Origin of the sequence: Allobosea sp. (assembly GCF_048595345.1) — a bacterium.
GTDB lineage: Bacteria > Pseudomonadota > Alphaproteobacteria > Rhizobiales > Beijerinckiaceae > Allobosea.
This window is the reverse complement of the sequence record NZ_JBMDWH010000042.1, coordinates 22313-34434: the sequence shown is the minus strand read 5'-3', so window position 1 is coordinate 34434 and position 12122 is coordinate 22313. Positions and strand designations below refer to the sequence as shown.

At 69.1% G+C, this 12122-nt stretch carries 8 protein-coding genes and 1 pseudogene; 6 read left to right on the top strand and 3 right to left on the bottom strand.

The window, feature by feature from the left end; translation table 11 throughout:
- The 4 genes and pseudogenes from ACOJTB_RS04985 to recN all read left to right on the top strand — a co-directional run.
- Window positions 1–1032 (top strand): annotated as a pseudogene (locus ACOJTB_RS04985) (cell division protein FtsZ); the annotation flags it as partial.
- 302 nt (window positions 1033–1334) lie between these two features.
- Window positions 1335–2282 carry a UDP-3-O-acyl-N-acetylglucosamine deacetylase gene (lpxC, locus tag ACOJTB_RS04980; RefSeq protein WP_420101413.1) on the top strand — a complete coding sequence of 316 codons (948 nt, stop codon included), beginning with the start codon at window positions 1335–1337 and terminating at the stop codon, window positions 2280–2282.
- 295 nt (window positions 2283–2577) lie between these two features.
- Window positions 2578–3501, top strand: a complete 924-nt coding sequence (locus ACOJTB_RS04975) for an outer membrane protein assembly factor BamD (RefSeq protein WP_420101412.1) — start codon at window positions 2578–2580, stop codon at window positions 3499–3501.
- Window positions 3502–3627: 126 nt separating this feature from the next.
- Window positions 3628–5310 carry a DNA repair protein RecN gene (recN, locus tag ACOJTB_RS04970; protein ID WP_420101411.1) on the top strand — a complete coding sequence of 561 codons (1683 nt, stop codon included), beginning with the start codon at window positions 3628–3630 and terminating at the stop codon, window positions 5308–5310.
- A 169-nt stretch (window positions 5311–5479) separates the two neighbouring features.
- On the opposite strand, the gene aidB is transcribed toward recN, so the two are convergent.
- On the bottom strand, window positions 5480–6292 hold the full coding sequence (aidB, locus tag ACOJTB_RS04965; protein ID WP_420101410.1) for an AidB family quorum-quenching N-acyl homoserine lactonase: 813 nt from the start codon (window positions 6290–6292) through the stop codon (window positions 5480–5482).
- A gap of 213 nt (window positions 6293–6505) precedes the next feature.
- Between aidB and ACOJTB_RS04960 the strand changes: the two genes are divergently transcribed.
- Window positions 6506–8650 (top strand): DEAD/DEAH box helicase, encoded by a 2145-nt coding sequence (locus ACOJTB_RS04960; RefSeq protein ID WP_420101409.1) that lies wholly within the window; start codon window positions 6506–6508, stop codon window positions 8648–8650.
- A gap of 37 nt (window positions 8651–8687) precedes the next feature.
- Here ACOJTB_RS04960 and ACOJTB_RS04955 read toward each other — a convergent pair whose 3' ends face one another.
- A complete protein-coding gene (locus ACOJTB_RS04955) occupies window positions 8688–8846 on the bottom strand; it encodes a hypothetical protein (protein WP_420101408.1) in 159 nt (52 codons plus the stop codon).
- 81 nt (window positions 8847–8927) lie between these two features.
- Here ACOJTB_RS04955 and ligA point away from each other — a divergent pair, with 81 nt between their 5' ends.
- Window positions 8928–11102: an NAD-dependent DNA ligase LigA gene (gene ligA, locus ACOJTB_RS04950; RefSeq protein WP_420101407.1), complete on the top strand. Its 2175-nt coding sequence runs from the start codon at window positions 8928–8930 to the stop codon at window positions 11100–11102.
- 6 nt (window positions 11103–11108) lie between these two features.
- Here ligA and ACOJTB_RS04945 read toward each other — a convergent pair whose 3' ends face one another.
- Window positions 11109–12101, bottom strand: a complete 993-nt coding sequence (locus ACOJTB_RS04945) for an AraC family transcriptional regulator (protein ID WP_420101406.1) — start codon at window positions 12099–12101, stop codon at window positions 11109–11111.
- Between the last annotated feature and the right edge of the window lie 21 nt (window positions 12102–12122).

Sequence of the window (12122 nt, the reverse complement as noted above, 5' to 3'; positions counted from 1 at the left end):
GGCATGGGCAAGGCGATGATGGGCACCGGCGAGGCCCAGGGCGAGAAGCGCGCCCTGACCGCCGCCCAGGCCGCGATCAACAACCCGCTGCTCGACGACATCTCGATGAAGGGCGCGCGCGGTCTGCTGATCTCGATCACCGGCGGGCGCGACATGAAGCTCTACGAGGTCGACGAGGCCGCCACCCGCATCCGCGAGGAGGTCGATTCGGAGGCCAACATCATCGTGGGCGCCACCTTCGACGAGGCGCTCGAGGGCACGGTGCGCGTCTCCGTCGTCGCCACCGGCATCGACAAGCCGCTCCAGCAGCAGGGCGAGGTCGACGAGACCGAGGCCCGCATCGCCCAGGTCGCCGAACGGCTGAAGCAGGAAGCGCGCCTGCGCAACGCCGCGCCCGCCCCGCAGGCGATGCGCCCGGCGCCGCAGCCGGTCCCGGTGATCGAGACCTCCCGCATGGCCCCCGCCGCCGAGCCGGCCCCCGCCGCCCAGGTGACGCAGGACATCCGCATCGAGCCGATGCAGCCGCGCCCGGCGATGGTCGCCGCCCCGCCGGCGCCCGAGCCGGCGCCTCATCACGAGCCGCAGCTGCATCTGGAGGAGAGTTTCATTCCGCCGATGCCCGAGCGCGCCGTGCGCCCGACCCGCATGCCACGGATCGAAGACCTGCCGGTCCCCGGCCAGGCCCAGATCCACGCCCAGCGCGGCGCCCAGCCGGTGCCGCAGGTGCCGACCGCCGAGCAGAAGCGCATGTCGCTGATGCAGCGCCTCGCCTCGGTCGGCTTCGGCCGCAAGGAGGACGAGGAGATGGCGGCTCCGGCCGCTCCGGCTCCGGCCCCGCTGCGTCAGGCCCCGGCCATGCCGCAGGCCGCCGCGCCCAGCGCCGGCCACGCCGAGTATATGCGCCGGCCCGCGCCGCAGGCCGCGCCGCGCCCGGCCCAGGGCCAGCTCGACCCGCATGGCCGCGCCCCGGTGCGCAACAGCGAGGACGACCATCTGGAAATCCCGGCCTTCCTGCGCCGCCAGGCGAACTGACCGCCAAGCTCCGTCAGGGGGCTGTTATACGAGCCCGCCGCGCCCCCAGCGCGGCGGGCTTTTTTACGGGTTAGAAAATCTTTATCTTTCAGCGCTTTATATCGCCTCGATAACGGCTTTCGGCGCTGTAACAGAGCGTAAGAAAGAGTGATTTTGCCCGGCTGCTCCCAAACCTTATGTTGCAGCTGCTTCAAGAGGATACCCGGCGAGTCGACCTGATCGCCTCTCCGGGATTGTCGCCGCCGCGCTGCCCGCCATGGGTTTGAGGCAGCGGTCGCGGCGGACAGGGATTGGATAGCGGCATGAGCTTCGATCGGCAGACGACCCTGCGGGCGGCGGTCACCCTGAACGGGATCGGTGTCCATTCCGGAGCGCCCGCCAGCATCACCCTGAAGCCGTCCAGCGCCAATTCCGGCATCGTCTTCCTGCGCACCGGCATCGAGGGCATGCCGCCGCAACTGATCCATGCCAAGCACACCAAGGTCAGCGCGACCGAGCTGTGCACCGTGATCGGCGATCGCGGCCCGGCTTCGGTCTCGACCATCGAGCATCTGATGTCGGCCTGCATGGGCCTGGGACTCGACAACGTTCTCGTCGAAATCGACGGTCCCGAAATGCCGATCATGGACGGCAGCGCCCGCGAGTTCGTCGAGGCGATCGAGGCGACCGGCCTCGTCACGCTCGGCGCTGCGCGCCGTTATCTCAAGGTGCTTCAGCCGGTCCGCATCGAGCAGGGCCGCGCCTTCGCCGAGCTGATGCCGGCCGAGCAGGGCTTCCGCCTCGATGTCGAGATCGATTTCGACTCCAGCGTGATCGGCCGCCAGCGCAAGATCTTCGATCTGGACGCCAAGACCTATGGCAGCGAGATTTCCAAGGCTCGCACCTTCGGCTTCATGCGCGATGTCGAGCAGCTCTGGAAGGCGGGCTTCGCGCTCGGCGCCTCGCTGGAGAACACCGTCGCCGTGGGCGAGGACAAGGTCATCAACCCCGAGGGCCTACGCTATGGCGACGAGTTCGTGCGCCACAAGGTGCTGGACGCCATCGGCGATCTGGCGCTGGCCGGCTATCCGATCATCGGCGAGTTCCGCTCCTATTGCGGCGGCCACCGCATGAATGTCCGCATTCTCGAGGCGCTGTTCGCCGACCGCGCGAATTTCGCCATCGTCGAATCGCAGCCGGTCTTCGCAGCGCCGCGCAATGCCCAGATCGCGGGGCTGGCTTCGGCCGCCTACGCGCCGGACCTGCACTGAACCCGCATTTTTCTCGGATATTGCGGACGCGGAGCCTTCGGGCCGATATCGTCGCCCTCGATTCGCCGGGTTTGCGCTGCAGAGCCGGCGACGCTGTGGAATCCCGATCGTTTTGGTTTTCGGCAGTGGCGCGCGGGCGGCGTCTGGGTTAAGCCATGCTCCCGACCGGGTAGCGAGCGCGGGATGCAGCCCCATCTGCGACCGAGCCCACCCCCGGCCCCAAGACCAGGATCATCATCGCCATGCCCGGCAAGGGCTGCGGCGATCGAGGGACGATCGAAAGAGGACTGACGACGTGAGCGTGACGCGCCATCGCCTTCCGGCATTCCAACGCGGCGCCTTCCCGCGCAAGGGCGTGGCTCTGGCGCTGGGTGCCGCCCTCCTGCTGGGCGGCTGCGACACGCTGTCCTCGCTGAACCCGTTCGACAAGCCCGAGGTCTACAAGCCGGACCTGACCCCGCCGACCCCGGCCGACAAGCTCTACAATGAGGGCCTGGCCCGGTTGCAGAACGGCGACAGTGAGGGTGCGGCCAAGAAATTCGAGGACATCGACAAGTCCGCGCCGTTCTCGTCCTATGCCCGCAAGGGCCTGCTGATGACGGCCTACACCAATTTCCAGGCGTCGAAATGGGAAGAGGCGATCACCGCCGGCAAGCGCTTCATCGCCCAGAACCCGGCGAGCCCGGATGCCGCCTATGCGCAGTACATCGTCGCGGTCTCCTATTATAACCAGATTCCGGACGCCACGCGCGACCAGGAGAAGACCGCCCAGGCGATCCAGGCCCTGCAGGAGCTGATCGCGCGCTATCCGAAGTCCGAATACGTCCTCGACGCCAAGGAGAAGCTCCTCGTCGCGCAGGACCAGCTGGCCGCCAAGGAAATGAATGTCGGCCGCTATTATCTCCAGAAGCGGAATTACACCGCCGCGGTGAACCGCTTCCGCGAGGTGATCATCAAGTATCAGACCACCCGCCATGTCGAAGAGGCGCTGGAGCGCCTCACCGAGGCCTATCTGGCGATGGGCATCACCAACGAGGCGCAGACCGCCGCGGCCGTGCTCGGGCACAATTTCCCGGACAGCCCGTGGTACAAGGACGCCTATGCGCTGCTGCAGAGCGGCGGGCTGGAGCCGCGCGAGGATCGTGGCTCCTATATCAGCCGCGCCTTCCAGGGCTTTTCGCGCACGGTCGGCGGCATCATCGGCATCAACCGTCTCTGACGGCGCCCGCATGACGAGCCGTCCGGAGCGTGGAATCCACCTTTCGGCTCGGCGCCGTAGCCTTGTGTCGGAGCCCTCCGCCCGCGCCCTCCCGGGCGCGCGCTGCTCTCATCGGGTGTGACGCCGATGCTGGCGCAGCTTTCCATCCGCGATATCGTCCTGATCGACCGGCTCGATCTGAAGTTCCGCGAGGGACTCAGCGTGCTCACGGGCGAGACGGGCGCGGGCAAGTCGATCCTCCTCGACGGCTTTGCGCTGGCGCTCGGCGGGCGCGGCGACGGCTCGCTGGTGCGCCATGGCGAGACGCAAGGGCAGGTCTTCGCCGCCTTCGACTTGCCGCTCGACCATGCGGCGCGCGGGCTCGCCCAGGCGCAGGAGATCGACACCGAGGGCGATCTCATCCTGCGCCGCGTGCAATATGCCGATGGCCGCACGCGGGCCTTCATCAACGACCAGCCGGTTTCCGTGCAGACATTGCGCCTCGTCGGGGCGGCGATCGTCGAAATCCATGGCCAGCATGACGACCGCGCGCTGACGGATCCGGCCCAGCACCGCGCTCTTCTCGACGGCTTCGGCGGGCTGGAGGCGCAGGCGCAAGGCGTCGCCGCGGCGAGCGAGACCTTGAAGCGGGCGCGCCAGGCGCTGCAGGCGCAGCGCGCGCGTGTCGAGGCCGCTCGCAAGGAGGCCGATTTCCTGCGCCATGCGGTGGAGGAGCTCGGCAAGCTCGCGCCGCAGCCCGGCGAGGAGGAGGCGCTGGCCGCGACCCGCCAGGGCATGATGCAGGCCGAGAAGGTGGCCCGCGACCTCAGCGAGGCGCATGAGGCCGTCGCCGGGCAAGGCTCCGCCACGCCCGCGCTGGCCGCCGTGCTGCGCAGGCTGGAGCGTCGCTCCTCGCAAGCGCCGGAGCTGGTCGATCCCTCGATCGCGGCGCTGAACGGCGCGCTCGTCGCGCTGGAGGAGGCGGGCGAGGCGCTGGCCGCCGCGATGCGCGCCGCGGAATACGACCCGCGCGAGCAGGAGCGCGTCGAGGAGCGCCTGTTCGCGCTGCGCGCCGCCGGGCGGAAGTACGACGTGCCGGTGGAGGGGCTGCCGGCGCTGGCGGCGAGCATGGCGGGCGATCTGGCGGCGTTGGATGAAAGCGAATCCTCGCTCGGCCGTCTCGAGGCCGAGCTCGCCGAGGCCGAAACGGTCTTCACGGACCGGGCGCGCGCGCTGTCGCAGGCGCGCAAGGCCGCTGCGGCCCGGCTCGACGCAGCCGTGAATGCCGAGCTGCCGCCGCTCAAGCTGGAGCGCGCCCGCTTCATCACCCGCATCGACAGCGACGAGACCGCGCGCGGGCCGGAAGGCTTCGACCGGGTCGAGTTCTGGGTCGAGACCAATCCCGGCACGCGGCCGGGGCCGATGATGAAGGTCGCCTCCGGTGGCGAACTCTCCCGCTTCATGCTGGCGCTCAAGGTCGTGCTGGCCGAGCAGGGCTCGGCGCCCACGCTCGTCTTCGACGAGATCGACACCGGCGTCGGCGGCGCGGTGGCCGATGCGATCGGGGAGCGGCTGTCGCGGCTGGCCGAGAAGGTTCAGGTGATCTCGGTGACGCATGCCCCGCAGGTGGCGGCCAAGGCGGGCCAGCATTTCCTGATCGCCAACTCGGCCGGGGAGGGCGAGGCTTCGCGCACCGTGACGCGGGTGACGCCCCTCGCCGACGAGACGCGGCGCGAGGAAATCGCGCGCATGCTGGCCGGCGCAAGCATTACCGAAGAGGCGCGCGCCGCCGCCGGGCGCCTGCTGGAGGCGGCGGGGCTGGGGCGCTAAAGCCGGCTCGCTCGCCATTTGTAATCGCGCTCAGGTCGTCCCGGACGGAGCGAAGCGAAGATCCGGGACCCATGCCGGAGCACTTGCCGGTCAGGTTCCGGAAGGGGGCCCGGGTCTCCCTCCGCTCGCCCGGGACGACTGCCCCCATCCATGCAGTGGCGGCGGCTCGTCAATCGACCCGCACCAGCCGAAACCCTTCACCCAAGCGCTCCACCCGGCTGATGCCCTCGACATGGGCGCCGGCGACGAGCCAGCCTTCATCCGCCGCGCGCGCCAGGATATCGCAGCGCGAGCGGACCGCCATCGCAGCATCGATATCGTAGACGAGGCCGAGATCGGGGTCGGTCGCCTGCAGCTCGGCCAGATGCAGCGCATCGCCCCAGAACAGCAACGGCCGGTCGCCGCCTTCGAGCAGATAGCCGCTATGGCCATAGGTGTGTCCGGGCAGGGGGATCAGCGTCAGCCCGTCCAGCGTGTCGCCAGCGCCGATGGTGCGGATGCTGCCCTCATAGAGTCGCTTCAGCGTCGCGGCGATGGCGAAGCCGCCGCGCTTGTTCTCCGCAATGGTCTCGCGTTTCGCCTCGTCGCCATAGAAGGCGAGATCGACTTCCGGCACGATGATCTCGGCGTTTGGAAAAGCGGGCTTTTCGCCGTCGAAGAGGCCGAGCGCATGGTCGCCATGAAGATGGGTGATCAGGATGCGCTTCACCGCCTCGGCCGCGATGCCGGCCTTCGCCATCGCGGCCGGGGCATGGCCCATCGCCTCGCCCCAACTCGTGCCGGTGCCGGCATCGATCAGGGTGATGCCGTCTTCGCTCGCCAGCGCGAAGCAGTTGACGACGATGGCGATCCTCGGCCCGAGCTTTTCGATGGCGGCCGCACGCGGCGCCTCTCCGTACGGATGAATCAGGATCTCGGACGGGGCCGAGAAGACGCCGTCGATCAGGGTGGTGAGGTCGTATCGGCCGAAGCGGCGTGTCATGGGCAGTCTCCTTGCCGAAGCGGTACTGAAGTCGCCATCGCGCACCAAGCGCGGTGCCGTCGCATCCGCCCTGTGCGGGGCGCGTTGCGCGGCGCATTCCCTTTTTCCCGCTTTTGCTCTATGGGCATGGTCAAACGATCCCTGTGCGCATCTTGCGCTCAGCCTTCCGCGCCGTTTCATCGTCTGCGCCGTAACACTAGGTCCCTTACGTCCATGTCCTTCTCCCTCACGAGCCCGCCGCTCGCGCGTGCGCTCGCCGAACGCAATTACGCCGAACCCACCCCGGTCCAGAACGCGGTGCTGGAAGAGGCCGCGCGCGGGCGCGACCTGCTGGTCTCCTCGCAGACCGGGTCGGGCAAGACCATCGCCTACGGGCTCGCGATCGGGGAGACGCTGCTGGACGGGGCCGAGCGCCTGGGGCCGGCGGCCGAGCCGCTGGCGCTGATCATCGCGCCGACGCGCGAATTGGCGCTGCAGGTGCAGCGCGAGCTGGCCTGGCTGTATGCTCAGACCGGCGCGCGGGTGATCTCCTGCGTCGGCGGCATGGATCCGCGCCGCGAGGCGATGCTGCTCGACGAGGGCGCGCATATCGTCGTCGGCACGCCGGGCCGCCTGCGCGACCATATCGAGCGCCGCCGTCTCGACGTCTCGGCGCTCAAGGCCGTCGTGCTGGACGAGGCCGACGAGATGCTCGATCTCGGCTTCCGCGACGATCTCGAATTCATCCTGAAGACGACGCCGGAGGGCCGCCGCAGCCTGCTGTTCTCGGCGACCTTCCCGAAGGCCATCGTCCAGCTCGCCCAGAGCTACCAGACCGATGCGCTGCGCATCGAGGTGGAAGCCGCGCGGCGGGGCCATGCCGACATCGCCTACAAGGCCGTGCGCTGCTACCCCAAGGAGGCGGAGCTCGCCGTCGTCAACCTGCTGCGCTTCCACGATGCGCCGGTGGCGCTCGTCTTCTGCAACACCCGCAATGCGGTGCGCCATCTGGAAGCGATCCTGCTGGAGCGCGGCTTCACTGCCGTCGCGCTGTCGGGCGAACTCGGCCAGAACGAGCGCAACGCCGCGCTGCAGGCGCTGCGGGACGGGCGGGCGCGGGTCTGCGTCGCGACGGATGTCGCGGCGCGCGGCATCGACCTGCCGGGGCTCGACCTCGTCATCCATGCCGAGCTGCCGAACGATTCCGAGGTGATGCAGCATCGCTCCGGGCGCACCGGCCGTGCCGGCAACAAGGGCGTCTCCGTCCTGCTGGTGCCGCCCTCGCGCCGCCGCAAGGCCGAGCGCCTGCTGATGGAAGCCAAAGTGGAGGCCGAGTGGATCGGCCCGCCGACGGCCGAGGAGATCCACGCGCTCGACCAGGAGCGGCTGCTGAAGGACCCGATGCTCTCCGGCGAGGATGCCGAGGAGGATGCCGGCATGATCGAGGCGCTGATGGCGGGCCGCGAGGCGCGCGACATCGCCGCCGCGCTGGTCCGGCTCTATCGCTCGCGCCTGCCCGCCGCCGAGGAGGCCGGCGATCCCGGCTTCGGCCGCGAGATCCAGCGCGCGCCGCGCGCGGATGGCGACTATGCCGGCAAGCGTGCCTTCGGCGCCGGTCGCGGCGAGGAGGGCGAGGGCGACAAGCCCCGCCGTGCCGGGCCGCGCGGCGATACGGTCTGGTTCCGGCTGAATATCGGCAGGCGGGACGGCGCGGATCCGCGCCAGCTGCTGCCGATGCTCTGCCGCCGGGGCAAGATCACGCGCGACGAGGTCGGGGCGATCCGCATCTTCGACCGCGAGACCAAGGTCGAAATCGATGCCGAGGCGGCCGAGCGCTTCTACGAGCTGGCGCAGGGCGCCGACCGCGACAAGGTGACGATCGAGCCCGTGACCGGCGAGGAGGAGCGGCGCCCCGCCAAGCCCTTCGCCGACAAGCCCAATCACGCGCCCGCCCCGCAGCGGCGCGAGCGCGAGGGCGGCGAGGCGCGTGGTTTCGAAAAGAAGCCCTATGAGCGTAAATCCTTCGGCAAGCCGGCCGGCGAGGGCAGGGCGTCCTATGAGGGCCGGCAGAAATCCTATGAAGGCAAGGCAAAGCCCATCGCCGAGCGCTCCTACGACCCGGTGCGCAGCGACAGGGACGTCTCCGACCCGAACGTCTCCTTCCGATCGGGCCCCAGGCCTTCCGGCGAGAAGAAGCCATTCACCGGCGCCAAGAAGGCCTTCGGCGATAAGAAGGCTTTCGGGGAGAAGAAGAGCTTCGGCGACAAGCCCTTCGCCGGCAAGGGCAAGGATGGCGGGAAGAGCTACGGCGCCGGCGGCGATCGCGGCGGCGCCAAGCCCTTCAAAAGCAAGAAGCCCCGGCGCGACGACCGGGGCTGATCTCGGCTTTGAGGCGTGGCTCGCGCCACGCCTTCGCTCAGCGCAGGCCGAGGAAGGACAGGATCGCGAGAACGACGACGATCAGTCCGACGATGTAGATGATGTTGTTCATGGATGCCCCCGAAACGGATGGGCCGAACCGGCCCGTGGTGCTCCATGAACCGCGATTGCCGCCGAAAAGTTCCTGTCCTGCCATGATTGCCGGGGCTCCCGGCGCCTGTCGGGCAACAGCCTCCTGACCTTCCGCGTCGGGCGCTTCTCGCCTAATGCTGTCGCCATGAGCGAGACCGACGACAGCGCCCCCTCCCCAACACCTGTCGCCGAGCTGACGCCGCGCCGGGCCAAGCTCGAGCACAAGCGGCTGGCTGCCGAGGTGCAGGCGGCCAACGACGCCTATTTTCAGGACGACCAGCCAATCCTCGACGATGCGAGCTATGACGCGAAGCGTCAGCGGCTCGTGGCGCTGGAGGAGGCATTTCCGGAGCTGAAGGAGGCCAGCGGCGTCTCCGGCAAGGTCGGCGCCAGACCGTTGGGCAAATTCGCCAAGATCCGGCACCGCGTACCGATGCTTTCGCTCGACAATGCGTTCTCCGACGAGGCGGTGGCCGAGTTCGCGGCGCGCGTGTACCGCTTCCTAGGCCGCAAGGAGGAGGCGGGCATCGCCTTCACCGCCGAGCCCAAGATCGACGGGCTGTCGCTCTCGCTGCGCTACGAAAAGGGCGAGCTGGTCTCGGCCGCGACGCGCGGCGACGGCGAGGAGGGCGAGGACGTCACGGTCAATGCCCGCACCATCGCCGAAATTCCCGAGCGGCTGGCGGGGACGTACGTGCCGGAGATCGCCGAGGTGCGCGGGGAGGTCTATCTCGGCCATGCCGATTTCGCCGGCATCAACGAGCGCCAGCGCGAGAAGGGGCTGGCGGAATTCGCCAATCCCCGCAATGCCGCCGCCGGCTCGCTGCGCCAGCTCGATGCGAGCATCACCGCCTCCCGGCCCTTGCGCTTCTTCGCCTATGCCTGGGGCGAGATGCCGGTGCTGCCGGCCGAGACGCAGAGCGGTGTCGTCGAGGCCTTCGCGCGCTGGGGCTTTCGCACCAATCCGCTGATGAAGCGCTGCGAGAGCGTCGCCGAGATGATCGCGCAATACCGGCTGATCGAGAGCCAGCGGGCGACGCTCGGCTACGATATCGACGGCGTGGTCTACAAGGTCGACGACCTCGCTCTGCAGGCGCGGCTCGGCTTCGTCTCTAGGGCGCCGCGCTGGGCGATCGCGCATAAATTCCCGGCCGAGCTGGCGACGACGATCCTCGAAGCCATCGATATCCAGGTCGGCCGCACCGGCGCGCTCTCGCCGGTGGCGCGGCTCAGGCCCGTCACGGTCGGCGGGGTCGTCGTGACCAATGCGACCCTGCACAACGAGGATTACATCCGCGGCTATGATTCCAAGGGCGAGCGCATCCGTGATGGAGAGCCGCCGGATATCCGCGTCGGCGACACGGTGACGGTGAAGCGGGCGGGCGACGTGATCCCGCGTGTCGAGGCGGTGGACCTGTCGAAGCGGCCCGCTGATGCGAAGCCTTACGAGTTTCCGACCCATTGCCCGATCTGCGGCAGCGAGGCGGTGCGCGAGCACAATCCGCGCACGGGCAAGGAGGATGCCGTGCGCCGTTGCACCGGCGGGCTGATCTGCGCGGCGCAGACCGTCGAGCGGCTGAAGCATTTCGTCTCGCGCGATGCCCTCGACATCGACGGGCTCGGCGACAAGCAGATCGAGTTCTTCCACAGCGATCCGGATCTGCCGGTCACGGAGCCGGCCGACATCTTCACCCTGGCCGTGCGCGATGCCGCCCATCCGCTGAAGAAACTCAAGGCCAAGGAAGGCTTCGGCGCGCAGAGCGTGGCCAAGCTTTTCGAGGCGATCGAGGCTGCGCGCAAGCCGCCGCTCAACCGCTTCATCTTCGGGCTCGGCATCCGGCATGTCGGCGAGATCAATGCGCGCTTGCTTGCGCGTCATTACGGCTCCTTCGCCGCCCTGCGCGAGGCTCTCGCCGAGGCGGCCGATCCGTCATCGCCCCAGCGGCAGGAACTCGACGCGATCGACGGCGTCGGGCCGACGGTCGTGGAAGCCCTGCTGCAGTTCTTCGGCGAGCCGCACAATCAGGAGATGCTGAACCGGTTGCTCGGAGAGGTCGATCCGCAACCTCTGGAGGCAGTCGTGACGACGAGCCCCGTCGCCGGCAAGATCGTGGTCTTTACCGGGGCGCTGGAGCGGATGACGCGGGACGAGGCCAAGGCGATGGCCGAGCGGCTGGGCGCGAAAGTCGCGGGCTCGGTGTCGTCCAAGACCGATCTGCTGGTGGCCGGCCCCGGCGCCGGTTCCAAGCTCAAGGACGCCGCCAAGCACAATGTCGAGGTGATCGACGAGGCCGGCTGGTTCGATCTCGTCGGCGGGTGAGGGGGGCTATTCGGCTGCGGCCGGGTTGCCGGGCAGCGCCCTTCTGTCCACTGCCTCGGTCTTCCCGGTCACCCTCGCCTGGCTCGGTGCCAGGCCGGTGATGCGCTTGAAGGCGCGGCTGAAGGAGGCTTCCGACTCGTAGCCGAGGCGCTGCGCGACGACGCCGATGCGCAGCCTGTCGGCGGCGAGCCATTGCCGCGCCTGATGCATCTTGACCTGCGCGACGTAGCGAGCCGGCGTCTGGCCGACGACCGCGGCGAAGCGCTCGGCGAAGCCGGAGCGCGAGGCGCCCATCAGGCTCGCCAGAGCCTCGACCGTCCAGTCGCGCGTCGGCTCCAGATGGATCGCGGCCAGCACCCGCCCCAGATGCGGATCGCGTGCCGCGGCGACCCAGCCGATGCCCTCTCCGCAGCCCTTCTCGATCCAGGTCCGGATCAGCGCGGCGGCGACGACGTCGGCCAGCCGGGTGACGATTCCGGCCGAGCCGACCCGGTCGAGCGTGAGTTCGCAGGTCATGGTCGCGAGCAGGCTGGGGATCGCGGGTTCGTGCATGGCGAGGTCATGGACCCACATCAGGTTCGGCATCATCCGCAACAGCGGATGGTCGGCATCGAGATTGAAGGCGAGGTTGCCGCCGAAGAGCAGGGTTTCGAGGCCGTCGCCGCCGCCTCGGGTTTCGGCGATGGCGCAGCAGAGCGGGGTGCGCGGGCATTGCGAGAAAGGGGCGGCCTCGGCCTCCGGCGCGCTCGCGAGACGGTGCGCGGTGCCGCGGGGAAACAGCACCGCATCGCCCGGCGCCAGCGCGACCCACCGGCCCGAGGGCTCGCGCAGCCAGCAGGGGGCCTCGGTGACGAGATGGAAATAGGCCGCGCTCTGGGCCGGGAAATCCAGGCCCCAGGGCGCCTTCATCCGGCACTTCGTATAATCGACGCCTTCCAGCCGCAGGCCGAGCAGCATCTGCGAAAGCGGGTCACGGTCGTTGGACGAATGATCAAGCATCATGGCGTTTCTAGCATGGAA

Bases quoted from the DNA above. Each gene is read 5' to 3' on its own strand.
- recN (WP_420101411.1), top strand. From the start codon at position 3,628: ATGCTGGCGCAGCTTTCCATCCGCGATATCGTCCTGATCGACCGGCTC.
- ligA (WP_420101407.1), top strand. From the start codon at position 8,928: ATGAGCGAGACCGACGACAGCGCCCCCTCCCCAACACCTGTCGCCGAG.
- aidB (WP_420101410.1), bottom strand. From the start codon at position 6,292: ATGACACGCCGCTTCGGCCGATACGACCTCACCACCCTGATCGACGGC.
- lpxC (WP_420101413.1), top strand. From the start codon at position 1,335: ATGAGCTTCGATCGGCAGACGACCCTGCGGGCGGCGGTCACCCTGAAC.
- ACOJTB_RS04945 (WP_420101406.1), bottom strand. From the start codon at position 12,101: ATGCTTGATCATTCGTCCAACGACCGTGACCCGCTTTCGCAGATGCTG.
- ACOJTB_RS04955 (WP_420101408.1), bottom strand. From the start codon at position 8,846: ATGGCAGGACAGGAACTTTTCGGCGGCAATCGCGGTTCATGGAGCACC.
- ACOJTB_RS04960 (WP_420101409.1), top strand. From the start codon at position 6,506: ATGTCCTTCTCCCTCACGAGCCCGCCGCTCGCGCGTGCGCTCGCCGAA.